The organism is Streptococcus mitis (assembly GCF_002005545.1).
GTDB classification, from domain to species: Bacteria; Bacillota; Bacilli; order Lactobacillales; family Streptococcaceae; genus Streptococcus; species Streptococcus mitis_I.
In genome coordinates, this window is sequence record NZ_LBMT01000001.1 from 2,012,289 (window position 1) to 2,037,922 (window position 25,634).

Here is a 25,634-nt window from a genome sequence, read left to right on the forward strand (position 1 = left end):
TCCGAATGTCTCTACACTTCGGAATCCCTTGCTCCTTTCTCATTAAGATAAACCACCTGAGTCTGTTTGACAAAGCCAATCCTTTCATATAAGCGTTTGGCACTTACATTGCTGTCCTCTACTGCAATTTGGAACTCCTTATCATTTTGCTCAATCAATTGGTTGACTAGAGATTTTGCTAAGTAGCTTCCATAGCCTTTTCCACGTTCAGGTTCCGATATTGCTAAACCGTAGAAGTAATTCGTATTAGTCGATAAATCTACCGTGCAAGTTCCAATAACCTGACTGTCTTTTAACAAAATATATAAGCGACTTTCTGGATCCTTCAGAGCTTCAGCGACATATCTATCCACAACTTCTCTAGATTCATGTTCCTCTGAAAATGCCTGAAATTTCAACTGACTAATTTGATCCTGATACGAACTATCTGCTAACAAAACTTCAAGATTAGAAACCTTTGCTAACGGATAAGGTCTTCTATCCTTACCTAACCAGGTTTCTGTCTCTTCATCCTCGACCAATCCCCAGTTGCTAATAAAATCAGGATGGCGGTCTAGAAAAATACGTTCTGTCTGAAAAGTAACTGAACGAATAGGAAAAGAAGTTGTTTCCCTCTCAAAACTAGTAAACAATGCACGTGCAATTCCCTGACGGCGATGATTTGGATGAACCAGTATCGTCACTTCTACATCTTGGTCATCTGCATAGATAGTTAATAAACCAACAAGTTCGCCTTTTTCATAATAAAGGAAAAAGGCGGGCATGTTTGGGTCAAAATTAAGCATGTTAGAGAGATAAGGATCACGATAAGTACCATCATAGGCTTGGCAACAGTTAATTAGTTTTTTCGCCTCAGATAACTCCTTTTGACTTAACTTGTTTCTTGCTTGAATCATATAGGTAACCTTTACAAACCAGACGATCTGTGACTGGCTTCTTTAGCCTGCTCGAGTTTATTGACATAGTACTCTCGTTTTTCTTCGACTTCGTGAATGACCGGCTCGTCTTTTTTACCATGTACACGGACAATCTTAGCAGGAATACCGACAACTGTCACATCACTAGGTACGTCTGCAACAACTACTGCTGCTGCACCGACCTTGGCATTTTCACCGATTTCCACCGGCCCGATAACTTGGGCATGGGCTGATATTAAAGCTCCTTTTCGCACGGTTGGATGGCGTTTACCAACATCCTTACCAGTCCCCCCAAGAGTCACTCCGTGATAAAGGAGAACACCTTTTTCAACAATCGCTGTCTCCCCAATCACCAGACCAGATCCGTGGTCGATAAAGACACCTGAATCAATCTGAGCACCTGGATGAATCTCAATTTGAGTCCAAAAGCGCCAAAACTGGCTGTGCATACGCGCCAAGAGTTTAAAGCCATGCTTCCAGAGAAAATGCGAGAGACGGTGGGCCGCCAAGGCCTTGACACCTGGATAAGTCAGCAAAACCTCCAAAGTGGTGCGGGCCGCTGGATCATTTTCTTTTACGATATCAATGGTTTCGCGCCACCATCCCATACATTTCTCCTTTTCTTATTCTGAATCTTTTGGTGTTTCTGTAAATTCTTTCTTAGGTTTGTGATCCCTGTGATGACGTGGGCGGTGAGGTCTCTCAGACTTTTCGCCTTTTTCATCACGTTCAGGTTTTGGAGGACGAGGAAGAAGGGCTTTCATAGAAGCATCCACACGTCCTTTTTCATCAATCTTGATAACCTTAACATCAACTTCATCCCCGATTGCTACCAAGTCTTCGACATTATTGGTACGCGTCCATGCCATTTCAGAAATGTGAACGAGGGCATCTGTCTTGTCAAAGAGGTTAACAAAAGCACCAAATTTCTCGATACGAACGACTTTAGCACGGTAAACTTCATCCACTTTGGCTTCACGGACCAAACCAGCAATAATTTCTTTAGCACGGTTAATAGCATCTTGGTCGCTAGAGTAGATAGACACATTTCCTTCTTCGTCGATATCAATCTTAACGCCTGTTTCAGCGATAATCTTGTCAATGGTTTCTCCACCCTTACCGATGACAATCTTAATCTTGTCCACATCAATCTTGATGGTATCAATTTTTGGAGCAGTTGGAGCCAATTCTGGACGAACTTCTGGAATGGTTGCTTCAATCACATCAAGGATTTCAAAACGAGCTTTCTTGGCTTGGGCAAGGGCTTCAGTCAAGATTTCTGCAGTGATCCCTTGGATCTTGATATCCATTTGAAGGGCTGTAATCCCGTCACGAGTACCTGCAACCTTGAAGTCCATGTCTCCAAAGTGGTCTTCCAAACCTTGGATATCTGTCAAGACTGTATAGTTGTTTCCATCTGAGATGAGACCCATGGCAATCCCTGCTACTGGCGCCTTGATTGGCACACCACCAGCCATAAGAGCAAGAGTTCCCGCACAGATAGAAGCTTGAGATGAAGAACCATTTGACTCCAAGACTTCTGCTACCAGACGGATAGCGTATGGGAATTCTTCCAAACTTGGCAAGACTTGAGCAAGGGCACGCTCACCAAGAGCACCGTGACCGATTTCACGACGACCTGGCGCACCGTAGCGTCCAGTTTCCCCTACAGAGTATTGTGGGAAGTTATAGTGGTGCATAAAGCGTTTCTTATACTCTGGATCCAAACCATCAATGATTTGAGTTTCACCCATCGGAGCCAAGGTCAAGACTGAAAGGGCTTGAGTTTGTCCACGAGTGAAGAGACCAGAACCGTGCACACGAGGAAGGAAGTCAACAACCGCATCCAAAGGACGGATTTCATCGACCTTACGACCATCAGGACGTACCTTATCTTCTGTGATCAAACGGCGCACTTCAGCGTGTTCCATTTGTTCCAAGATTTCAGCCACATCACGCATGATACGGTCAAATTCTTCGTGATCCGCATATTTTTCTTCGTAAACGGCTGTGACTTGATCTTTCACTGCTTGAGTTGCAGCTTCACGGGCCAATTTTTCTTCTACTTGAACCGCTTTTTGGAGGTCGCTGTTGTAGACTGCGATGATTTCAGCCTGCAAATCAGCATCTACATGAAGTAATTCCACTTCTGCTTTTTCTTTACCGACTGCCGCAACGATTTCTTCTTGGAAAGCAATCAATTCTTTGACTGCTTCGTGCCCTTTAAGGAGAGCTTCCAGCATGATTTCTTCTGACAATTCTTTAGCACCAGACTCTACCATGTTGATGGCGTGTTTGGTACCAGCTACTGTCAATTCAAGGAGAGATTGCTCTGCTTGTTCTTGGCTAGGGTTTATGATGATTTGACCATCCACATAGCCCACTTGCACCCCAGCAATTGGACCGTCAAATGGAATATCTGAAATGGAAAGTGCCAAGGATGAACCAAACATAGCAGCCATTGGTGCAGAAGCATTTTCATCATAAGAAAGAACGGTGTTGATGACTTGGACTTCGTTACGGAAACCTTCCGCAAACATTGGACGGATTGGACGGTCAATCAAACGCGCTGTCAAAGTCGCATCCGTTGAAGGACGTCCTTCACGCTTCATAAAGCCACCAGGAAATTTCCCAGCCGCATACATTTTTTCTTCGTAGTTGACTTGGAGTGGGAAGAAATCCCCAGTTGCCATTTTCTTAGACATAACGGCCGCAGTCAAGACAGTTGACTCACCATAACGTACAACAACAGAGCCATTTGCCTGCTTAGCAACCTGACCAGTCTCTACAATTAACTCACGACCCGCAAAAGTCGTTTGAAACACTTGTTTTGTCATTTTAATCCCCTTTGGATTGATGAAATTATACGCCTTGCCTACAAAGATCAAGATACCAAGGACGTCAAAAGCAAAGTAAAAATAGGAAACTGACGAAGTCTTCGATGAAGACAAGACAGTTTATCTTTTTTACACAGCTTTTCGGCCGGGTTCAATTACACAAGATACAAATCATTAGAAAGGTTTGATACTAAAGTATCTAAACCTTTCACGCTAATCGCTATCGGACGATTAGCTAAATGCTTTACTAACTCCCTCGTCAAATAATATCGATTTGACTCGCTCGTGTCGCTAAATCTTGCAGTTTGAATGCATTGTATTATTTAATACCCTCATCTTTGTATCAAGTACGTACAGAGTCTATTTTATCATATTTTTCTTAAAAAGTGCGGTCTTTACCATTAAAAAGGAACCATTCCCCTCACCTGAGAAGAATGGTTTGCTTTTTATTATCCTAGAGACTGGTGATTAAACAAGGCATGTGTTGCTTGGTGGATGTATTTTGCTGTTTCTGCATTGTTCATCGTATAGAGATGCACACCAGCCACATCCTGAGTTACCAAGTCCACGATTTGGTCCACTGCATAGGCAAGTCCTGCTGCTCTGAGCGACTCAGGGTCATGCTCATACTTGTCTAAGATGGCTTTAAATTTGCGTGGAAGATGGATATTCTCACAAGTCTTCAAGAGGCGGAGAGCCTGATTTCGATTCAGAATTGGCATAATCCCTGCATGAATGGGAACATCAATCCCAGCCAAGATGCACTTGTCTTGGAAATCATAGAAGCGCTCATTGTCAAAGAAAAGCTGAGTTACAAGGCTCGAACAACCTGCATCCACTTTCTTCTTAAGATTTTGAATATCTGAAATCTGATTTGGTGAATCTGGATGACCTTCTGGATAACAAGCACCGACAATATCAAAGTGAGGGGCTTGCTCCTTGATGAACTCAATCAAGTCAGTTGCGTAGCGGAAATCCTTTTGTGGTTCCACATCTGGAATAATATCCCCACGAAGAGCCAAGATTTTCTGCACCCCAACCTTGTCCAAGTCTGCAATCGTTTCAGCAACCTTGTCCTTGGTCAAATAAATGGCTGGCAAGTGAGCAATAGTCGGAATCGCCAAATCATTTTGGATAAAGTCAGCCAAACGGACCGTCGTTTCCTTGATATTAAATTTATTATTGCTGGCAGTTACACTGATAAAGTGGGGAGCCAACTCCTGCATATCTTGAAGAGCAGAAATAATGTTATCATTACCCACGGCTGGGTTGGGAGGGAACACTTCAAATGAGAGTGACGGTGTTTGGCGTGACATAGTCATTATCCTTTTCTAATTGTTTTTTCGTTAGCTGGATTCCTAGAATCCAAGTGAAACAGGTAGATTGGCCAAACAGCGCTTCTTGAGAAATCCTATCTTACAATTTCTCACGCGCAGCTTTAGCTGCTTCAACAAGGCGGATCAAGCTTTCTTTTGTTTCTGGAATACCACGTGTTTTCAAACCACAGTCAGGGTTGATCCAAACTTTCTTGCTTGGCACTTTAGCAAGGATGGCTTCGATTGTATTGTCGATTTCGCCTTCATTTGGCACACGAGGTGAGTGGATATCGTAAACCCCAGGTCCCACTTCTGTTTGGAAGTTTTTCGCTTTGAGTTCGTCCAAGATTTCAAGGTTTGAACGGCTAGCCTCAAATGAGATAACGTCCGCATCCAAGTTGTCGATAGCTGGGATGATATCTGTAAATTCTGAGTAACACATGTGAGTGTGGATTTGAGTATCTGGCGCTACTGTTGAGTGTACCAAGCGGAAGGCAGGAATTGCCCAGTCAAGGTAGTCTTCGTACCAGTCGCTACGACGGAGTGGCAATTTCTCACGAAGAGCAGCCTCGTCGATTTGGATGATTTTCACGCCTGCAGCTTCAAGGTCAAGCACTTCATCCTTGATGGCAAGGGCGATTTGAAGAGTAGAATCCTTGATAGAGATGTCTTCACGTGGGAATGACCAGTTGAGGATGGTAACAGGTCCAGTCAACATACCTTTAACAGGTTTGTTTGTACGGCTTTGTGCATAGCTAGACCATTTAACAGTGATAGGGTTAAGACGAGTGACATCACCCCAAATGATCGGTGGTTTCACCCCACGCATACCGTATGATTGTACCCAACCATTTTTAGAGAAGAGGTAACCTGACAAGTTTTGACCGAAGTACTCAACCATGTCATTACGCTCAAACTCACCGTGAACAAGGACATCAAAGTCGATATCTTCTTGCCATTTGATCCATTCATCAATTGTTTCAGCAAGGAAAGCATCGTACTCTTCTTGAGACAATTCACCTTTACGGTAAGCCAAACGTTTCGCACGAACTTCTTTAGTTTGAGGGAATGAACCGATAGTTGTTGTTGGAAGAGCTGGAAGTTTGAAAGCTTCTTCTTGGATAGCTTCACGTTCTGCAAAGGCTGGCAAACGAGTGTAGTCTGCGTCTGTCAAGCCAGCGATACGCGCACGAAGTTCTGCATTTTCACCCACACGTTCAGTCGCAAAGAGTTCTTTGTTAGCAGCAAGAGCTTGTTCACCTTGACCATTGCGAATAGCATCCAAATCACGAATCTCATCCAATTTTTCAACTGCAAAGGCAAAGTGGTTCAAGATAGCTGGTTCAAATTCCTCATTAGCAGTTGTAAATGGCACATGAAGAAGTGAGCATGAGCTTGTCAAGACAATGTTTTCAGCCGGGATTTGTTCAAGAACAGCCAAGCTCTTTTCGTAGTTGTTACGCCAGATGTTTTTACCATTGACAATACCTGCATAAAGAGTCTTGTCAGCTGGGAAGCCACCTTTAACCAATTCAAGAGTTTTCTTACCTTCAACGAAATCAAGACCGATAGCATCTACTGGCAATTTCACAAGGTCAGCGTAGACGTCACGAACATCACCGAAGTATGTTTGAAGCAAGACTTCAAGACCTTTTTTGTCAGCCAAGAGTTTGTTGTAGAGATTCAAGAAGAGTGCTTTTTCTTCGGCAGTCAAATCTTTCACAAGAGCCGCTTCATCCAATTGGATACGAGTCGCACCAAGTTCAGCCAATTTAGCAAAAACTTCTTGGTAAGCAGCCACTAAGCTGTCTACGAAGTCTTCTGCTTTCACGCCTTCTTCAAAGTCTGACAATTGAAGGAAAGTGAATGGACCTACAAGGACAGGACGAGTGTTGAGACCAAGTTCTTTAGCTTCTTGGAACTCATCAAAGATTTTGTGACCTGCAAGTTTAACTTGAGTATCTTTTTCAAATTTAGGAACGATGTAGTGGTAGTTGGTGTTGAACCATTTTTTCATTGGAAGGGCGCGAACGTCCCCTTTTTCTCCTTGGTAACCACGACCCAAAGCGAAGTAGCGCTCAAGGTCAGACAAGTCCAAGTTTTGAACTGAAGCAGGTACCACGTTGAAAAGGAAAGCTGCATCTAGGAAGTTGTCATAGTGAGAAAAGTCATTTGATGGAATTTCAGTGATGCCTTTTTCTTTGACAATGTTCCAGTGTTTAGCACGCAATTCTTTTGCGGCTGCAAGAAGTTCTTCTTCTGAGATTTCTTTTCTAAAGTATTTTTCAGTTGTAAATTTTAATTCGCGGAATTCGCCCAAACGAGGGAAACCGATGATTGTAGTTGACATGATGTGTCCTCCAAAATTTGTTGTTGAAACTATCTTAACAGAAAAGGAATCATCTGTATAATTGTAAAAAATTAGGCTTTGATATAGTTTGAAACTATATCTCGGTTTTCAACAAAAGAAAAAGACCTGAGACAAATGCCTCAAATCCTTTGTGTAGCTTGTTTTATAGCTCAATTTCAGTTAGAATACTCAAACGCGTTATTAGTAATTCTTATAAGTGACTATGGCTTGTTATTAGAAAAGACTATAAGTCAGTTTATTCAGCTCTTTTCCTGTTCGAGGGGGATGACTGCTAGTGTCTTTCCTAAACTGGCTAAAACTTTCAAGACTGTATCCAACTGAGGACTTGTCTTGCCTATTTCCATCCTAGCTATTACAGGCTGGCTTACTCCACTGAGTTCTTCTAGCTTTTTCTGGCTGATTCCTTGCTCATGTCTGGCTTCAATCAACTCGCTCATGATAGCTACTCGCATATCACTTTCAAGTATTTCCTCCTTGGTAAAGAGTTCTGATCGGACATCCTTCCAGTTACTCCCAATAGCACTATTCTTCATCACTTAGCCCTCTTTCTATTAAGTCTATGTATTTTTTGAAAAAATGAGCGAAATATGAGCGAATAAAGAAATAATAATTACTAACCGTATGGAGCTTTTTTCATCTTCTACAAATTTCCATAGTTTCAAGAAACAAAGTAATAATTTTCTTTTAGTTCTCGGAAACGGTCAAAACCGAGAATACCCTCATTTTGTAATCTGCCTAAAACGACGCTAGGATGAATATCTATCTCCTCAGCAAAATGTATGATATCCGTCTTATCAAAGTTTCCTTTTTCAACAAAATCTTGATAGTCTTCCGGTCTAATCAAGAAATCTTTTGCAAACTGATCTGCCTGTTCCTCAGAACGAAGATAGGTTTCACTGTTTCCTTCATCAGATGAAAAATCATTTCCCAGAATATGCCCAATCTCATGGAAAAGTGAAAACCAGAAAATATCGGATGCTTTGTTTCGATCTGTGAGTAAAAGCAAGGCACTCCCATTACTGAATTTTTTAGTCGCTCCATTCAGATTAGCGTTTGGTAAGGCAGGTAGACCGACTAGAACAACACCACAATCTAACAAGATATCATACAAACATTGAGGAAAGACTTCAGGATCTTGTCTGGTCAACTTTCTCAAAACAGGTAAGCTTCTCTCAAGCTTTCTGCGATTGAGCTTGATAGTTGTTATATCACGTGCTTTTTTAGACGCCAACTCCAGCATGATATTGGAGTTCACGATACTTTTAGTCGTAAACTCACGCGTATTCCGATAGCTGACTAGATGGTTAAAAGATGTAAGGTTTTCTAAACTTGCCACACCTAGAATCTTGCGAAGCTCGACAATCTTTTCCTTCAAACTATAGCGTTTGTCTGGAACGTAGCCTTTTTCCTTAAAATACTTGAAATCAATCAGCTCACAGATTTCTTTCTCGCTACCTTCTTCAAGCTCTCTTTCCTCTGCAATCTCAGTCACTTTTACATCATAAGCATTCTGAAGATTGAGCCATGTTTGCATGGAAACTCCGCTTAGCTTAGCCAACTTATGAGCCGTTTCTTTACTAATGGACTCCTCAGCATTAACGAGCTTGCTGACAGTCTTTGCCGAAACTCCCAAACGCTCCGCAAATTCCTTCTGCGTTACATTATAATCTTCGATTAACTCACTGACATACTGACCTGGATGAAAAGCAATCAGGTCTTTGTATTCAACAATTTTATTACTCATAGTGATTGCTGACCTCCTCTATTTTTAAGATTTCGATCTCAACAGGATTTGGAAACACTTTTTCTAAATCCTCGTCACGAAATTCTACAATCAACCGATAGGAACTCCTTCGACCATCTATATCCAAAGCAAACTGCCCCTGTCTCTTTCCCTTTAGTTGATGAAAGTGATATTTAGGAAAAGCTGTCACACTAGCCAAAGAATCCGCCGCTTCCAAAAAGTTAATCAAGAGATGCAACTTTACAGCAACCTTATCCGAAAAATCCTTTTTCGCTCGCCTCAGCTCTGTGCACTGCTTTTCAACAGTTTTGTTTGTATAGATAAGCTTCATATGTCCCTTTCAGTTAAATCAAATTACCTTTTAGGTAATTTAATTATATCATATTTAGAAAACAAAAACCAGCCAAAAGTTAATTTTGCTGGTTTTTCAAATCTGATAGATGTATCTAACTATTTCTCCATCACCCTTCAAACTCTTTCAAAAACTTTTTGAGCTCAGCATCGGCTTCTGGTGTGGTTCCGTGTAGTTGACCGAGCATTTCGAGTAGGGAAGCGGTTTGGTTTTGGATTGCTTGATTTGTCTTGTTAATCTTGCTAACGATGTCTGTCAGTGGCTCGACTTCTTCTTCCTCAAAGGTATCTACATAGCGAGGGATATTGAGGTTGTAGTCATTTTCAACGATTTCTTCATAACTTGCCAGATGGGCAAACTTGTCAATCTCCTCACGTGACTTGTAGGCTTCCAGAATCTTCTCGATATGCGCATCCGTCATGATATTCTGGTTTTTCCCCTTATAAAACTCCTTAGAAGCATCGATAAAGTAGACATCACGATTGGTGCGGTTCTTTTTGAGAATGATAACCGTGGTCGGAATGCTGGTATTAAAGAAGATATTGGCTGGAAGACCAATTACCGTATCAATGGCTCCTTCTTCTAACAAGGCCTTACGAATAGTCCCTTCCGCATTTCCACGGAAAAGAACACCGTGGGGAAGAACGATAGCCATGACTCCATTATCCTGCTTGAGATGGTAGTAACCATGCAAAAGAAAGGCAAAATCAGCCTTAGACTGGGGTGCCAGTTTCCCAAAAGGAGAAAAACGAGGATCAGCCATAAAGCCAGAGCTTGCTGACCACTTAGCAGAGTAGGGAGGGTTCATGAGAACACCGTCAAAGTTGGTCGGTTCTTGAGTTGGCCAGTCTTCATCTAGTGTATCGGCATTGTGGAGAAATTGATTTTCAACAGGAACACCGTGTAGAATCATGTTCATCCGAGCCAAGTTATAGGTTGAGGTATTGAGTTCCTGACCAAAGTAGACCACTGTCTGCGGTTTATGAGAGTATTTCTTGGCATTGAGCAAGAGAGAGCCAGACCCCATAGTCGCATCATAGATAGTAAAGCCTAGCTGATCCTCACGCCCCAAAAAGGCAATCTGAGTCATGAGTTTGGCAACAGGCTGAGGTGTATAGAACTCACCAGCCTTCTTACCCGAGTCAGTCGCAAACTGACCAATCAGATACTCATAGGCATCTCCCAGCATATCGCCAGCATGACCAGCCACATCTAGCACAGCCAACTCTTTCATGACCGCCGCCACCGTTTGGTTTTGCTTTTGCGGAGTCGCCCCTAGCTTTTTAGAATAGAGGTCAATATCTTCAAAGAGGTTTTCATAGAGTTCATCACTCTGCTCAATATCACGAAAACCTTGAGCCAAATCTTCCAACTGGAAAGCCCCCTCATTGACACGTGCTACAAGAGCCGTAAAGGTCAACTCAGGCTTGATACTATAGTTGAGTTCGTCCTTCATAACTGCAAGAAGATCCTCGTGGGTGTCCGCATCCTCATAGTAGTTACGATAGACATCAAGGGCAGCCTCTAGACTCTCACTCCCCTCCTCCATAGTCTCCGCCACGAAAAAGAGCATCTTGTCTGACAGATACTTATAAAAGACCATACCCAAAAGATAGGACTTATAGTCATTAGCATCCATCTTAGAGCGGAGAACATCCGCTGAGTTCCACAGGGCTTGGTAGAGCGACTGGGAAGTTTGTGTTGTTTCCATAATGTTTCTTTCTATCCTTAATCGTTTCAACAATACATAAAAATAGTTTAATTAGTTTTATCCAATACAATTGCTTTAAGCTCTAAATAATCGTATTTTGTAAATATATAATTCAATTGTGGTATATACGTATTCACTTTTACTAAAGCATTTAGCTCCATTTCTGTCAACGTATCTAATCTATAAGTTGCAAATTCTCTTGCGTCTTCTATTATCTTGTAACAGATATCGTAATAATCTCTTGAATAACTTTCGAAAAATGGTTGAAAAGACGTATTTACACAATGATTATACAAGGCTATCATTTCATTCAATGGTTTATCACAGTATTTTAGAATAAATCGTAACATTCCTTCTTTTTCAATTCCCATTCCCTTATAGTGTGTTTCTAATTTTCTAATGAATGGTAGATGGTTCAAATAGTAATAATCTATTTCAAGTTTCTGATTCTTAAGTTCTTCTTTTAAAATAATTTTAAATTCTTTTTCAAATGATTTTTTAAAATTTACTCTATCCCAAAATACAAATGCCAGAATTCCTAATATTACAGTCGCAACAAAACCTAGAGCAGCATAATAAGTATTAGTTAGTGAATTTACTGTATTTAATAATTCTTCATTACCCAAAATTAATCTCCTATATAAACATATCCTGCAAGAGTTTCTTTTTAAGTGTTTCTAGCTGAGAAATTTTTTCTTGATGAGAGTTAATGAGGTTATCGAGGTTAGAGAAATAGGAGCCGATGGCTTGTTGTTCCTCATAAGATGGAAATTTTGAAACCACTTTTTCAATAGTTTTTTTAGACAAACTTGGAACACCTGTAGATTCATCAAATTTCTTCCAACGAATTTTTTGAAAAATTAAGAAAAGATAATTCAAGTCATATCCTACCTTACATATAACATAAAATAAAGTATCTACTGTCCAAAAAGGTGATGATAATAAATATGGTTTATCTATAGTTCCTTTTCTTCCAATACCTATAGCATCCTCATCAGATAATTTTTCATTTACAGAAAGCATGTAACCACCAGTGCCATATACAGGAATGTCTCCATTCTTTAAATGTTTATAGTCTCTACCAGAATTAATAGTACAAACCTCTGATAAACTCTTCCTTTCCCAGTCCTCTTCAAATCCATCTAAACGAATCTCAGGAACTGTTTGTCCAGCTTTGGGAAACATCTTGGAGAGCATGGTCGCCTTGAGAGATTGGTAGTTGATTAGGTTATCTTTATAGCTTGCCAAAAGATCATCGAGGGTACGGAAGAGGGAGCCAATGGCAGATTGTTCGTCTATTGAATCTGGAATACAAAATTCAAAGGAATCAATTTCTTTGGACGATATATTTGGTTGTGCACCTGCCACTAATACACCATTTAGTTGGTTAGTAAATGCTTTCGTCTGCAAAACAGAAGAGAGAAAATCATAGTCTACTTCTCCAGTATTTTGGAAATAACCTACTCGTTGATTTTGATAGTATTCTTCCTCAGAATCTAGCATCGCTATTTTCCCAGTAGTTGCTCCTGACATAGCCAATAGAATTGAACGCCCTCTAAGAACAAATTTTTCATCTGAAATTATCTTAGAGTAACATTCAAACTCTCCTCCAACAGTTCCGTCAAATTTGATATTTGATATTCTAACAATTGGAATGCCAGTATTTTGAAATTTTTCACTTTTAAAAGCAAAGCCTCCACGCAGGGGCGCAATATTTCTTAATTTTTCTTTTCTCCAAATACTGGCTAACTTCGTATTAATTATTTTAGGACTTTGTTTTTTCAAACCTTATTTCCTCTAATTCAGCTTTCTTATCACTAATTAATTTCATATAATTTGGAAATTGTCTTTCTTTTTCAATTGATTGAATAGCTGAAATTTTTCCAGCAAATTTTTTTAACAATGGTAACAGTTCTTCATCAGATAAATTACTATTTTTAAGATATCTATATAAATCGTACGTCTCTTTTTGTAATTTTCTAGGAGCTTTTAATTCTCCCTTAACAATAACACACCCTGTAATTTTCGTATAATCTAGCTTACTAACTTTTGATTTCTCTTTATTCACCTTTAAATTAAACGATTCAATTATATTAACAATTTCCTTCAAACATATCTTTGGTATTGGCTTTTTAGAAGAAAATGTCAAATCATCATAATATGCAGAAAAAGTCAATTCATTATTCTGAGCATATTTCATTAGATTTTCGTACATATGGTAATATGCTAAAAAACTTAAAATAGGACTCGTTGGATATCCTTGAGGTAAAAAGGAATGTTCATCTTTTGATACCGTAGTTAAGTCAGTTAGTATCTTAGCAATGTCGGGTGCCTGATTCATATCATATCGAAAAAAATTGAAAACCTTTTGTGCATTTGTACTGGGGAAAAAATTTGAAATATCCACTATAACAGCAAATTTATTTTTGCTATGAGATTCAACATTAGTTACGTAACTTCTACCAGGTATTCCACCATGTAGATAAGTCGGGAAATTAATCTTCTGTAAGTATTTAACAATCAATTTTAGAGAGCGTTTATATATTGTTCCTGCATTATATAACTCCCTAGTTTTTCCATTTACATCCTTCATAAATGACTCTCCAACAAAATTATCACCAACATTTGATAACATATTTTTTTCAATTTTTAATAACTCTGCTAACCATTTCTTATTAGAAATTTCATATAAAATACTTTTACTGAAATCCATAATTACCTCACATTATAAAAAAACTCTTATAACCATGTATAAGAGGATATTTTTTATTAATATAAATAAGAGAAGAAACTAGATCTTTCACCGAAGTGAAGAAGGTAATAAGTATATCTTTGTTATCAGATATAACATCAACTAACCAGATATTAATTCGTAATAATTGTGTCAATAGCCACATCAAAGTTCTAAATCCTTCAATTACTGCTAAGATACAAAAAATTGGGTTATTAGATAACCTCTTAAAAAAGTCGATAAAGATTTGAATCATACATTGATTCCTTTCTGTGTTTAGTACGGTTTCCCGCCTCTCGCTTTAGTACAGATGCAGTCTTTTTAAGTCTATTATCGTTTCTCTCTTGTTAAATCTGACTGTTAAGTCAGTAAACTCTCGCTCAGTATGCTCGATTGAAATCGAAGTTGTGTCGTAGAACATGTGCGACGAATGAATTGATTTCAATAATGCATGTAGAGACGCAAAGTTTTACCGCCACATAGGGCAATTTCTTGCGAGATAAATCTGCTTAACTTTATCGTACATACATAATATCATATTTTACAGCAATTGTCAATTATACCACGAAACTACAAAAATGAATCTGGGACAAAAAGATTTTGATTTTAGGAATTCTTGATTATAAATTTTAAAAATCGATAGATTAGACAAAAAAGCGAATAAGACAGAATTCTGAGTGTCAGATAACTCGTTTTGTTCGCTTTTTATATTTAAGGTTAGACTTTTGTCCCAGACTCTTATCTTTATCCTGCTGCTTGGGCTGGTTCTGCTGATTTGTTTTTTTTATCTTTCTTGCTACTAGTGATGAGACGACGCTTGCTATCTCGTATGCTATTGAGTTCCTTGAGGAGTTGAGTCAAGTGTTCCTTTTCAGGATAGGCTTCTGCACTGGCTGCGGTATAGCGCATAAAGAGGTCGTAACTAGTTGATAGTTCGGTACGGAGTTGTCTGGTCTTGCCAACTTCCTTGGCAGACTTGTGAGCACGCGCCTTACTTTCCACTTGGTCATATTCCTCTTGAGCATTGTTCACCGCTGTCAGCATAGGGGTTAGTCCTAGACTGGTCACTGCCTCATGATAGGGTGTTTCACTAAGCGTTTTGAGAAGGCTCTTGATTTCTGCCGTTTCCACATCGTTGCTGTGCTTAGTGATGTCCTTATACTTGGTAAAGACTGGTTTCAAGGTCTCATGAGCTTCTTTGAGCTTGGCATCCTTAATCTTAGCAAATCCTCTATGAAGAGTAAAGAGCCCGACCAAGGCACTATCACGATTACGATCGACTTCTGTCAGATTACTAGACTCTTTCGTCTCCACCGCCGCAAGCTGAGCTTGAAAATCATCCAGCTTGGTCTTGAAGGGTTCCAAATGTTTGGCATACATGCCCTCATCCTTGTTTGCCTTAGAAAAAGTCGCCAAGCTTTGATGAGTATCCATCATCAGGCTTTCAAACTCACGGTTGGTAAAGTTGCTGTAACTAAGCGGGCGAATAGCGTATGTTTTTGTCATGATGATATCCTTTCTATTTAACGAATCATTTATTATCTTCTCTATCAAACCAAGACTGGATTAGTTCTGGAAGATAGACCTGTTTTTGATCTGTTTTTACAATGCTTCCTTGCCTATGAGTTCGAATCAAAGGTCTATCCTTAAATACAAAGACTTGAAGCAATGCACAGACCAAAAATAGAAGCCCCCATAAAGGAAGTGTCGATAGCATACTCTCCTCATCATCTTTAACTTTCTTCATCAAGTTTTCTCCTTTGAGTTGATACATTCATTCTAACAGTTTCCAAAACATTTTGACCCTCATCTTCTCAACTGTCATTATTTCCATCTAAAATGTACTTTTTAGGACAAATCAGATATTTCCAAAATAAAAATCCCTATCTGACTGGAAATAAACTCCGTCCATCAGATAGAGACTCTTACTATTTTTAGATTTTACCTTTTCGAGCTTTAGAATACATCTAAACTTTAGGACAGATGACTATTCGAAAGCTCGAAGATCTCAAAACTTTCTCAGATAAGCTATTCGAAACGTAGAATACTTGTAAATTTATGGAATCACGATCATTCGAGACTTAGAATACATGTAAACTTTAGGTAATAAGCCTATTCTCAGTCTCGAAGGCCTACCTCCCAACCCTCAATGGCTCAATGACTTCCTCTACTAGCTGGGTATAGGCTTCCTTGATTTGTTTTTTATAGAGGAGAGGATTGAGGGCATCCGCCACCTCTAGTTTATAGTCCTGATAGCGCTGGCTCTTGGTTAGCTGGCTTTCTCCTAGTTGTTTTTTAGCACCCTTACGGTAGTGTTCGACATAGTAACGGAGTTCATCTTCGCCGACATACCAGCGCTTGCTAAAGACTTGGATATGTTGTTGGATGACAGCCTCGATCATCTGATCCAAGATATTTGCGATAGACTGACCCCGATAGCTTTCTGGATGTTCTTGGACTTCTCTCCACAGTTCCGTGATAATCTGAGCAAGATTTGGATTTGTCTTCTCAAGACTCTGAATATAATTATCCACGGCTTCCTTATCTTGGACGCTTAAGTTCTTTTCTTGACTTTGACCTTGTTCAATCAGGCTTTGGATTAAGGTTAGGATATAGGCATAGTTGATTTCGTCCACTTGGATAGACTCCAGTTCATAGTGGATATCAAGTGGCTCTCCATCGTCATCATCCTCTAATCGGCTTTTTAATTCTGCAAGGACATTGCGATAAAGGCCCAGATACCTTTCCAACTTTTCTCCATCAAGTCCTGTCTGACTGTAAAGTTCTTCCTCATCATACTCTTTGTACACTCGGATAGAGGCTAGGTATTTATCAAAGGCTTGATAGGTTTTAGCTAGTTTCCTCAACTCAGGTGTAGAGATTTGCTCGATTTGGAGTCCTTCCTCAGGATCATCTGTGATGAGATTTTGGAAATCACTACAACTCCTCAAAAAGTTTCTCTTTTCCTCTTCCCAGCTTGGAGCTAGGACCTCGTTTTCTCCACCATTTGAGTAGAGTTTGAGGGCACTATCTACTGCTTCCTTAAAGGCTAGAGGCTTTTGGAAAGTGATAATATGCCCATAGGTCTTACTGCTATCAAAAATACGGTTGGTTCGGCTAAAAGCCTGAATCAAGTCCTGCGGTTGCATGGGCTTGCGATCGATAAAGAGGGTCGATAAACAAGGCGCATCAAATCCTGTTAAGAGACGATTGACCACGATGACTAAGTCCAACTGTTCATTGCGATAGAGGTATTTGTCCTGTTTTCGAGCAAGACGGTTATTGACATCCGTATTAAAGCCACGAAGATCCGCCATGGTAAAGTGGGTATCAAACTCTTGGTTGTACTCCTCTAAGACTTGCTTCATGTGGTCTTGATTGGCTCTTGAGTCTTCTTCGTTTTCTGTGACCGAGTAGGTGATAGTCGCCTTTGGAAAGTCAGGAAGGACCTGCTTGACCCTCTCCGATACCTTGACTCTCGTCTCCCCAGCCTTGACCCGTTTGAGGAGGTCATAGTAGGCTTGGGCTTGAGGGATTGACTTGACGGTCAGGATAGCATTATAGGTCTTACCAACTCCCTTTTGGAAGCCTAGCTGTTGACGGGATTTATTGATAATGGCATCCAAGACTTCCAACATATGCTCCTCATCCTCATAGACAGTATCTGGTATGTCTTTTTCGGATTTATCCGTTATGAGGGTATTGCGATAATCGACCTTAAAACCTAAAACTGCTCCATCATGGATAGCTTCCTTGACCGTATACTCATGGAGACGGTCACCGTACTGTTGCTGGGTGGTTTGGGCTAGATCACCAACTTGCTGGCGTTTATTTTCCTTAAAGATAGGTGTGCCTGTAAAACCATACCAAAGCGACTGTGGGAAAAAGGCTTTAATGTCTTTTTGTGTTTGAGGTGTTACGGTACGGTGGCATTCATCCACGACAAAGGCCACTCGAAGGCCCTTGATTTTGTCAGCATCACGCTGGTAAAGTCCTTGTTCAAACTTACGCATCATGGTGGTGATTTTCTGGATGGTCGTTACCACCACACGCTTATCATTGCTTCCTAGTCGCTTGACCAAATCATGGGTATTATCCGTCTCATCAATATCAATGACATCATTGGTCGCATAGGAGAGAAAAGATGAAGTGGTCTGTTGATCCAAGTCCCTGCGGTCAACGACAAAAATCGTCTTTTGGATGGATGGAATTTGGAGGAGATTCCGAGCTACCTTATAAGAAGTCAGGGTCTTACCTGAACCTGTCGTGTGCCAGACATATCCTGATGCTTGCTGGCGAGAGGCTTCTTGCACTGCTTCGATGGCATGGATCTGGTAGGGACGCAGGAGGATGAGAGCCTTCTTACTATCATCAAGGACAGAATACTGCATGACCATCTGGTGGGCACGAGGGATGGAAAGGACTTCGTGGGCAAAACTGGTCAAGCTCGTTATAGGTTGGTTGTCCTTATCCACCCACTTGGTTAGAAATTGCTTGTTGAGTTTATTTTCCCTAGCTGCAGCGATATAGCGTGTGTCTACTTTATTGGTCACAACAAACATCTGTAAGCTAGAGTAAATACCACGGAACTTGCCTTCCTTATCATACTTCTTAATTTGATGAAAGGCATCTAGAAAAGCAACTCTGGGACTCTTAAGCTCGATCTGAATCATGGGAAGGCCATTGATCAAGAGGGTCACATCTAGCCTGCGGTCTTGATCCTGAGGATTTATCTTATCTCTCTCAACTTGGTTGACAACCTCATAACTAGACTTACCAGCTGCGATATTGTCTCGCCAAATGACAGATAAACGGATAGTCCCCAAACTAGCATCTTCTCTCTGAACCTCAACCTTGGCAATGCCATTTTCGCCGACCAACCACTTGGCCGCATCATAGTAGCTAACAAAGTTCAGTTGATTCTTTATCTGGCGTTTTTCCTGTTCTGTCAGGGGATGATCTGCCAATAGAGCCACATTGTTCTGGGCTAGCTTTTCAAAGAAGTTTTCCCATAATTGCTCTTCTGTTTTAAGGTCATCTCTGTAAGTCCATTGACTTTCCCCAGTTACCAGTTGGCTGATCAATTGTTTTTCTATCTCCAGTTCTGGTTTTACCTGTATCATACTCTCTCCTTTGCTACTTGTCTGCTCCCTTTATTATAGCATGTTTAGGCTCAAAATCCACCACTCTTCCCATCACAAAAAAGACTCATTCCCCCTTTCTCCTCCAAAATATGGTATAGTAGAGTTATACTATCTATGAGGAGTTTACATGTCACAGGATAAACAAATGAAAGCTGTTTCTCCCCTTCTGCAGCAAGTTATCAACATCTCATCGATTGTCGGCGGGGTTGGGAGTTTGATTTTCTGTATTTGGGCTTATCAGGCTGGGATTTTACAGTCTAAGGAAACCCTCTCTGCCTTTATCCAGCAGGCAGGTATCTGGGGTCCACCTCTCTTTATCTTTTTACAGATTTTACAAACGGTCGTCCCTATCATTCCTGGGGCCTTGACCTCGGTGGCTGGTGTCTTTATCTACGGCCACATCATCGGGACTATCTACAACTATATCGGCATCGTGATTGGCTGTGCCATTATCTTTTATCTGGTTCGCCTCTATGGGGCTGCCTTTGTCCAGTCCGTCGTCAGCAAGCGCACCTATGACAAGTATATCGGTTGGTTGGATAAGGGCAATCGTTTTGACCGTTTCTTTATCTTTATGATGATTTGGCCCATTAGTCCAGCTGACTTTCTCTGTATGCTGGCCGCCCTGACCAAGATGAGCTTCAAGCGCTATATGACCATCATCATTCTGACCAAGCCCTTTACCCTCGTGGTTTATACCTACGGTCTGACCTATATTATCGACTTTTTCTGGCAAATGCTTTGACACGTAAAAAATCCGTTTGGTTTCCCAAGCGGATTTTGTGCTTTATTTTGAAACTTCTTTTGCAAGGACAAAGTTCCCAAGAGTAGCAGAACCATTTCCTGCGACTGCTGGCGTTACAATGTAATCACGCACATCTGGTACTGGTAGGTAACCATTGAGAAGAGATGTAAATTTCTCACGGACACGGTCCAGCATGTGTTGTTGAGCCATGACCCCTCCACCAAAGACAATCACGTCTGGTCGGAAAGTCACTGTCGCATTAACCGCAGCTTGAGCTATATAGTAGGCTTGAACATCCCAAACAGGGTTGTTGAGTTCAATGTTTTCCCCACGAACACCTGTACGAGCTTCCAAACTTGGACCAGCTGCATAGCCTTCCAGACATCCCTTATGGAAAGGACAAACCCCCTTAAACTCTTTTTCAATATCCATTGGGTGTCTAGCAACATAATAATGACCCATCTCAGGGTGACCCACACCACCGATAAACTCTCCACGTTGGATAACACCTGCACCGATACCTGTACCGATTGTGTAGTAAACCAAGTTTTCGATACGACCACCAGCATTATTACGAGCAACCACTTCACCATAAGCAGAGCTGTTTACGTCTGTAGTGAAGTACATAGGCACGTTTAGGGCGCGACGAAGGGCACCAAGCAAGTCCACATTTGCCCAGTTTGGTTTTGGAGTCGTCGTGATAAAGCCATAAGTTTTTGAGTTTTTATCAATATCAATCGGACCAAATGAACCAACTGCAAGACCAGCAAGGTTGTCGAATTTTGAGAAGAACTCAATGGTTTTATCGATTGTTTCGATTGGAGTTGTTGTTGGAAATTGTGTTTTTTCTACAACGTTAAAGTTTTCATCACCGACAGCACAAACAAACTTTGTACCGCCCGCTTCCAAGCTTCCATATAATTTTGTCATGATAAACCTCTTGTTTTTATTTTCTTTATTATAGCATATTTCGAAAGTCTAAATTTCTCTATTTTTTAGATTTTCCTCTGTAAATCTTACCATTCAAGCAAAAACGAACAAACATGTCATTTGTTCGTTTTCACATTAGAGAGGATTGATTAGATTTTCACTTCGATCACAGCATCCCCCTTCGCAACTGAACCTGTTGCGACTGGAGCTACTGAAGCGTAGTCAGCTGTGTTTGTAACGATAACCATTGTTGTATCATCAAGTCCAGCTGCAGCAATTTTGTTTGAGTCAAATGTTCCAAGAACATCGCCAGCTTTAACCTTATCACCTTGAGCAACTTTTGCTTCAAAACCTTCACCATTCATAGATACAGTGTCAATACCAACGTGAATCAAAACTTCAGCACCATCAGTTGTTTTCAAACCAAAAGCGTGTCCTGTTGGAAAGGCAATTGAAACTTCAGCATCAGCTGGTGCATAAACCACACCTTGACTTGGTTTCACAGCGATACCTTGTCCCATAGCTCCGCTTGAGAAGACTGGGTCATTAACATCAGCAAGAGCAACAACATCACCAACGATAGGAGTTACAAGTGTTTCATTTTGAAGAGCTGCTGGAATGTTACCAGTTGTTTCTTCTTGGACCAAACGTTCTGTCTCTACTTCAGTAGCAACTTCTTTTTCATCCTCATAACCAAACATGTAAGTAAGAGCAAAACCAAGTGCAAATGATACAGCTACCATAAGAAGGTATAGTGGAAGTTGTCCATTACCTGCATAAAGCATTGTACCAGGGATGATAGTGATACCACTACCAGTACCAGCAAGTCCAAGGATTGAAGCCAATCCACCACCGATTGCACCAGCAATCAATGAAAGGAAGAATGGTTTACGGAAGCGCAAGTTCACCCCGAAGATAGCAGGCTCTGTAATACCGAGGAAGGCAGAAAGAGCAGCTGGGAAAGCAAGTGTTTTCAGTTTTGGATTTTTAGTTTTAACACCAACCGCAACAGTCGCAGCACCTTGGGCTGTCATAGCCGCAGTGATAATAGCGTTGAATGGGTTAACATGGTCAGCAGCAAGCAATTGAACTTCAAGCAAGTTGAAGATGTGGTGAACACCTGATACGACGATAACTTGGTGAACTCCACCAATCAAGAAACCACCAAGACCAAATGGCAAGTTAAGAATAGCTTTTGTTCCAAGAAGGATGTAGTTTTCAACAACATGGAAGACTGGTCCGATGACAAATAGTCCAAGGATAGACATGACCAAAAGTGTCACGAATGGTGTTACCAAGAGGTCAATCACATCTGGAACAACCTTGCGGACAGCTTTTTCAAATTTAGCTCCGACAACCCCGATGATGAAGGCTGGAAGAACAGATCCTTGCAAACCAACAACTGGGATAAATCCGAAGAAGTTCATAGCAGTCACTTCACCACCAGAAGCAACGGCCCAAGCATTTGGAAGTGAACCGGAAACCAGCATCATACCAAGAACGATACCAACAGCTGGATTTCCACCGAATACACGGAAAGTTGACCACACAACCAAACCTGGCAAGATGATAAAGGCTGTATCTGTCAAGATTTGTGTGTAAGTTGCAAAGTCACCTGGAAGCGGCATTTCAAGAGCGTTGAAAAGACCACGCACACCCATGAAGAGACCTGTCGCTACGATAACAGGGATGATTGGAACGAAAACGTCACCGAAAGTACGGATCGCACGTTGGAACCAATTTCCTTGTTTAGCAGCTTCTGCTTTCATGTCATCTTTAGATGATGTTGGCAAACCAAGCGCAACAACTTCATCGTACATTTTGTTAACTGTACCTGTACCAAAGATGATTTGGTATTGACCTGAGTTAAAGAAAGCACCTTGAACTTTTTCCAAGTTCTCAATCACTTCTTTATTGATTTTTCCTTCATCTTTGACCATGACACGAAGACGAGTTGCACAGTGAGCTACACTGTTAACATTCTCACGTCCGCCCAAGGCATCGATGACTTTTTTTGCAATTTCCTGATTGTTCATTTGCAAAAATCTCCTTATAAAAAATTTATTCTTGTATGAAAGCGATTTTACTCGCCCTACGAGTATTATTTTATCATCTTTCAAAAATATGTCAAGCGTTTTGCAGAAAAAATATTTGTTTCTTAGAGTAAGGTCTTTTTTTGATAGATTTTGAGGGTTTCTTAAGAGATTCTTTAAAAAAATAGTTTAAAATGTGAGTTAAAAAGGGTTTTGTTTCACTTTCTTTCAATTTTATGTAGATAGATGATTGATTTTCTGGTTTCTTTTTATGATAAACGTTTGATAGGTTTTTCTCTTTTTTAACATAAATGGCTTGCATTTTTTACCGAAAACGGTTACTATTAAAAGTGATAAGATTATTGGAGGAATGAATGAATGGAATGGACAACTGAACGTCGTTACAGACTTTATCAAGATTGGACGCAAGAAGAAATTCAACATATAAAGGAAAATATGGCTCAATCTCCATGGCATACTCATTACCATGTTGAGCCAAAAACAGGACTTCTAAACGACCCAAATGGCTTTTCTTACTTTGATGGCAAGTGGATTGTTTTTTATCAGAACTTTCCTTTCGGTGCAGCCCACGGTTTAAAATCTTGGGTACAATTGGAAAGTGATGACTTGGTTCACTTTAGAGAAACTGGAGTCAAAGTTTTGCCTGACACTCCATTAGATAGCCACGGTGCCTACTCTGGTTCTGCCATGCAGTTTGGTGATAACTTGTTCTTATTTTATACAGGAAATGTCCGTGATGAAAACTGGATCCGTCACCCTTACCAGATTGGAGCTTTGATGGACAAGGATGGTAAGATTACGAAGATTGACAAGATCTTGATTGACCAGCCTGCTGACTCAACTGACCACTTCCGTGACCCACAAATTTTTAACTTCAAGGGTCAATATTATGCCATCGTCGGTGGACAGGACTTGGAGAAAAAAGGCTTCGTCCGTCTCTACAAAGCTATTGACAACGACTACACAAACTGGCAAGCTGTTGGCGACCTTGACTTTGCTAACGACCGTACTGCCTACATGATGGAATGTCCAAATCTGGTTTTTGTAGGGGAACAACCTGTCCTTCTCTACTGCCCACAAGGATTGGATAAAAACGTTCTAGACTACGATAATATCTTTCCAAATATGTATAAGATTGGGGCTTCCTTTGACCCTGAAAATGCCAAAATGGTAAATGTATCTCAACTTCAAAACATGGACTATGGTTTCGAAGCCTATGCAACTCAAGCCTTCAACGCTCCTGATGGACGTGCTCTAGCTGTTAGCTGGCTTGGCTTGCCTGATGTTTCATATCCATCTGACCGTTTTGACCACCAAGGAACCTTCTCTTTAGTCAAGGAACTCACTATCAAAGACGGCAAACTCTACCAATACCCAGTCGCAGCTATCAAGGACCTTCGTGCTTCTGAAGAACCTTTCTCAAACCGTGCCCAAACCAAGAACACTTACGAACTTGAACTCAACTTGGAAGCTAATAGCCAGAGCGAGATTGTCTTACTTGCTAATCAAGAAGGCAAGGGACTTTCCATCAACTTTGACCTTGTAAATGGTCAAGTGACAGTAGATCGTAGCCAGGCTGGTGAACAGTATGCCCAAGAATTTGGAACTACACGTTCTTGCCCAATCGATAACCAGGCTACTACTGCTACAATCTTCATCGATAACTCTGTCTTTGAAATTTTCATCAATAAAGGAGAAAAAGTATTTTCTGGTCGTGTCTTCCCACATGAGGACCAAAATGGAATCCTAATTAAATCTGGAAACCCAACTGGAACTTACTATGAATTAGATTATGGTCGCAAAACTAACTGATGTCGCCAAACTTGCAGGCGTCAGTCCTACTACCGTTTCTCGGGTTATCAATAAAAAAGGGTATCTCTCTGAAAAAACCATTCAAAAGGTAAATGAAGCCATGCGAGAATTGGGATATAAACCCAACAACCTAGCTCGTAGTCTGCAAGGAAAATCAGCTAAGTTAATCGGCTTGATTTTCCCCAATATTTCTAACGTTTTCTATGCAGAATTGATTGATAAGCTGGAACACCAACTCTTCAAAAATGGTTATAAGACCATCATCTGCAACAGTGAGCACGATTCTGAAAAGGAACGCGAATACATCGAAATGTTGGAAGCCAATCAGGTGGACGGCATCATTTCGGGTAGTCACAACTTGGGAATCGAAGACTACAATCGCGTGACGGCACCAATTATTTCCTTTGACCGCAACCTATCGCCAGACATTCCAGTCGTTTCCTCTGACAACTATGCTGGTGGGGTTCTTGCTGCCCAGACTTTGGTTAAGACAGGTGCCCAGTCTATCATCATGATTACAGGGAATGACAATTCCAATTCGCCAACTGGGCTACGCCACGCTGGCTTTGCCTCTGTTCTCCCGAAAGCACCTATTATCAATGTTTCCAGTGACTTTTCTCCTGTCAGAAAAGAAATGGAAATCAAGAATATCTTAACTCGACAAAAACCAGACGCCATCTTTGCTTCAGATGACTTAACCGCTATTCTGGTCATTAAAATCGCCCAGGAACTGGGCATTTCTGTCCCTGAAGAGCTCAAAGTCATCGGTTACGATGGTACCTACTTTATCGAGAATTACTACCCTCAACTGGCTACTATCAAGCAACCCTTGGAAGAAATTGCCTGCCTCACTGTTGATCTTCTCTTGCAAAAGATTGAAGGCAAGGAAGTTGCGACAACTGGTTACTTTTTACCAGTTACACTATTACCAGGAAAAAGTATTTAAGCACAAGAAAACTCAGACTGGCTT

At 40.8% G+C, this 25,634-nt stretch carries 20 protein-coding genes; 3 read left to right on the forward strand and 17 right to left on the reverse strand.

The window, feature by feature from the left end:
• Positions 1–11: 11 nt before the first annotated feature.
• From QS39_RS10150 to QS39_RS10225, 15 genes are all read right to left on the reverse strand, one after another.
• Positions 12–896: a GNAT family N-acetyltransferase gene (locus QS39_RS10150; protein WP_077805445.1), complete on the reverse strand. Its 885-nt coding sequence runs from the start codon at positions 894–896 to the stop codon at positions 12–14.
• A gap of 11 nt (positions 897–907) precedes the next feature.
• A complete protein-coding gene (cysE, locus tag QS39_RS10155) occupies positions 908–1,525 on the reverse strand; it encodes a serine O-acetyltransferase (RefSeq protein ID WP_000539979.1) in 618 nt (205 codons plus the stop codon).
• A 15-nt stretch (positions 1,526–1,540) separates the two neighbouring features.
• Positions 1,541–3,754: a polyribonucleotide nucleotidyltransferase gene (gene pnp, locus QS39_RS10160; protein WP_077805446.1), complete on the reverse strand. Its 2,214-nt coding sequence runs from the start codon at positions 3,752–3,754 to the stop codon at positions 1,541–1,543.
• 449 nt (positions 3,755–4,203) lie between these two features.
• Positions 4,204–5,070 carry a methylenetetrahydrofolate reductase [NAD(P)H] gene (metF, locus tag QS39_RS10165; RefSeq protein WP_000089967.1) on the reverse strand — a complete coding sequence of 289 codons (867 nt, stop codon included), beginning with the start codon at positions 5,068–5,070 and terminating at the stop codon, positions 4,204–4,206.
• A gap of 100 nt (positions 5,071–5,170) precedes the next feature.
• A complete protein-coding gene (gene metE / locus QS39_RS10170) occupies positions 5,171–7,420 on the reverse strand; it encodes a 5-methyltetrahydropteroyltriglutamate--homocysteine S-methyltransferase (RefSeq protein WP_077805447.1) in 2,250 nt (749 codons plus the stop codon).
• Between the two features lie 260 nt (positions 7,421–7,680).
• Positions 7,681–7,974 carry a helix-turn-helix domain-containing protein gene (locus QS39_RS10175; RefSeq protein WP_142761258.1) on the reverse strand — a complete coding sequence of 98 codons (294 nt, stop codon included), beginning with the start codon at positions 7,972–7,974 and terminating at the stop codon, positions 7,681–7,683.
• A 125-nt stretch (positions 7,975–8,099) separates the two neighbouring features.
• On the reverse strand, positions 8,100–9,185 hold the full coding sequence (locus QS39_RS10180) for a HigA family addiction module antitoxin (protein ID WP_077805448.1): 1,086 nt from the start codon (positions 9,183–9,185) through the stop codon (positions 8,100–8,102).
• On the reverse strand, positions 9,178–9,516 hold the full coding sequence (locus QS39_RS10185; RefSeq protein WP_077805449.1) for a type II toxin-antitoxin system RelE/ParE family toxin: 339 nt from the start codon (positions 9,514–9,516) through the stop codon (positions 9,178–9,180). The genes QS39_RS10180 and QS39_RS10185 overlap by 8 nt, the downstream gene beginning before the upstream one ends.
• Before the next feature lie 130 nt (positions 9,517–9,646).
• Positions 9,647–11,248, reverse strand: coding sequence for a type I restriction-modification system subunit M (locus tag QS39_RS10190; RefSeq protein WP_077805450.1), 1,602 nt, complete (start codon positions 11,246–11,248; stop codon positions 9,647–9,649).
• Between the two features lie 47 nt (positions 11,249–11,295).
• Positions 11,296–11,874 (reverse strand): hypothetical protein, encoded by a 579-nt coding sequence (locus QS39_RS10195; RefSeq protein ID WP_077805451.1) that lies wholly within the window; start codon positions 11,872–11,874, stop codon positions 11,296–11,298.
• 10 nt (positions 11,875–11,884) lie between these two features.
• Positions 11,885–13,033: a restriction endonuclease subunit S gene (locus tag QS39_RS10200; RefSeq protein WP_077805452.1), complete on the reverse strand. Its 1,149-nt coding sequence runs from the start codon at positions 13,031–13,033 to the stop codon at positions 11,885–11,887.
• Positions 13,014–13,961, reverse strand: coding sequence for a reverse transcriptase family protein (locus QS39_RS10205; RefSeq protein WP_077805453.1), 948 nt, complete (start codon positions 13,959–13,961; stop codon positions 13,014–13,016). The genes QS39_RS10200 and QS39_RS10205 overlap by 20 nt, the downstream gene beginning before the upstream one ends.
• Before the next feature lie 762 nt (positions 13,962–14,723).
• Positions 14,724–15,485, reverse strand: a complete 762-nt coding sequence (locus QS39_RS11105) for a DUF6261 family protein (RefSeq protein ID WP_180375035.1) — start codon at positions 15,483–15,485, stop codon at positions 14,724–14,726.
• A 25-nt stretch (positions 15,486–15,510) separates the two neighbouring features.
• Positions 15,511–15,726 carry a hypothetical protein gene (locus QS39_RS10220; RefSeq protein ID WP_077805454.1) on the reverse strand — a complete coding sequence of 72 codons (216 nt, stop codon included), beginning with the start codon at positions 15,724–15,726 and terminating at the stop codon, positions 15,511–15,513.
• 385 nt (positions 15,727–16,111) lie between these two features.
• Positions 16,112–19,102: a type I restriction endonuclease subunit R gene (locus QS39_RS10225; RefSeq protein WP_077805455.1), complete on the reverse strand. Its 2,991-nt coding sequence runs from the start codon at positions 19,100–19,102 to the stop codon at positions 16,112–16,114.
• A 148-nt stretch (positions 19,103–19,250) separates the two neighbouring features.
• Between QS39_RS10225 and QS39_RS10230 the strand changes: the two genes are divergently transcribed.
• Positions 19,251–19,868 carry a TVP38/TMEM64 family protein gene (locus tag QS39_RS10230; RefSeq protein ID WP_000076168.1) on the forward strand — a complete coding sequence of 206 codons (618 nt, stop codon included), beginning with the start codon at positions 19,251–19,253 and terminating at the stop codon, positions 19,866–19,868.
• Positions 19,869–19,910: 42 nt separating this feature from the next.
• Here QS39_RS10230 and scrK read toward each other — a convergent pair whose 3' ends face one another.
• Together scrK and QS39_RS10240 are read right to left on the reverse strand one after the other, a co-directional pair.
• Positions 19,911–20,798, reverse strand: a complete 888-nt coding sequence (gene scrK / locus QS39_RS10235; protein WP_000164310.1) for a fructokinase ScrK — start codon at positions 20,796–20,798, stop codon at positions 19,911–19,913.
• A 149-nt stretch (positions 20,799–20,947) separates the two neighbouring features.
• The gene (locus QS39_RS10240) at positions 20,948–22,834 is read right to left on the reverse strand and encodes a sucrose-specific PTS transporter subunit IIBC (protein ID WP_077805456.1); all 1,887 of its coding nucleotides are present in this window, start codon (positions 22,832–22,834) and stop codon (positions 20,948–20,950) included.
• Between the two features lie 375 nt (positions 22,835–23,209).
• Here QS39_RS10240 and QS39_RS10250 point away from each other — a divergent pair, with 375 nt between their 5' ends.
• A complete protein-coding gene (locus QS39_RS10250; protein WP_077805457.1) occupies positions 23,210–24,664 on the forward strand; it encodes a sucrose-6-phosphate hydrolase in 1,455 nt (484 codons plus the stop codon).
• Positions 24,645–25,610, forward strand: coding sequence for a LacI family DNA-binding transcriptional regulator (locus tag QS39_RS10255; RefSeq protein ID WP_000226009.1), 966 nt, complete (start codon positions 24,645–24,647; stop codon positions 25,608–25,610). Before QS39_RS10250 ends, QS39_RS10255 begins: the two co-directional genes overlap by 20 nt.
• The last annotated feature ends 24 nt before the right edge of the window (positions 25,611–25,634 follow it).

Coding starts and splice junctions, on each gene's coding strand:
- pnp (WP_077805446.1), bottom strand. CDS start 3,754: ATGACAAAACAAGTGTTTCAAACGACTTTTGCGGGTCGTGAGTTAATT.
- QS39_RS10250 (WP_077805457.1), top strand. CDS start 23,210: ATGGAATGGACAACTGAACGTCGTTACAGACTTTATCAAGATTGGACG.
- metF (WP_000089967.1), bottom strand. CDS start 5,070: ATGTCACGCCAAACACCGTCACTCTCATTTGAAGTGTTCCCTCCCAAC.
- QS39_RS10150 (WP_077805445.1), bottom strand. CDS start 896: ATGATTCAAGCAAGAAACAAGTTAAGTCAAAAGGAGTTATCTGAGGCG.
- QS39_RS10230 (WP_000076168.1), top strand. CDS start 19,251: ATGTCACAGGATAAACAAATGAAAGCTGTTTCTCCCCTTCTGCAGCAA.
- QS39_RS11105 (WP_180375035.1), bottom strand. CDS start 15,485: ATGACAAAAACATACGCTATTCGCCCGCTTAGTTACAGCAACTTTACC.
- QS39_RS10240 (WP_077805456.1), bottom strand. CDS start 22,834: ATGAACAATCAGGAAATTGCAAAAAAAGTCATCGATGCCTTGGGCGGA.
- QS39_RS10190 (WP_077805450.1), bottom strand. CDS start 11,248: ATGGAAACAACACAAACTTCCCAGTCGCTCTACCAAGCCCTGTGGAAC.
- QS39_RS10220 (WP_077805454.1), bottom strand. CDS start 15,726: ATGAAGAAAGTTAAAGATGATGAGGAGAGTATGCTATCGACACTTCCT.
- QS39_RS10175 (WP_142761258.1), bottom strand. CDS start 7,974: ATGAAGAATAGTGCTATTGGGAGTAACTGGAAGGATGTCCGATCAGAA.
- QS39_RS10185 (WP_077805449.1), bottom strand. CDS start 9,516: ATGAAGCTTATCTATACAAACAAAACTGTTGAAAAGCAGTGCACAGAG.
- QS39_RS10225 (WP_077805455.1), bottom strand. CDS start 19,102: ATGATACAGGTAAAACCAGAACTGGAGATAGAAAAACAATTGATCAGC.
- QS39_RS10255 (WP_000226009.1), top strand. CDS start 24,645: ATGGTCGCAAAACTAACTGATGTCGCCAAACTTGCAGGCGTCAGTCCT.
- QS39_RS10180 (WP_077805448.1), bottom strand. CDS start 9,185: ATGAGTAATAAAATTGTTGAATACAAAGACCTGATTGCTTTTCATCCA.
- metE (WP_077805447.1), bottom strand. CDS start 7,420: ATGTCAACTACAATCATCGGTTTCCCTCGTTTGGGCGAATTCCGCGAA.
- scrK (WP_000164310.1), bottom strand. CDS start 20,798: ATGACAAAATTATATGGAAGCTTGGAAGCGGGCGGTACAAAGTTTGTT.
- QS39_RS10205 (WP_077805453.1), bottom strand. CDS start 13,961: ATGGATTTCAGTAAAAGTATTTTATATGAAATTTCTAATAAGAAATGG.
- cysE (WP_000539979.1), bottom strand. CDS start 1,525: ATGGGATGGTGGCGCGAAACCATTGATATCGTAAAAGAAAATGATCCA.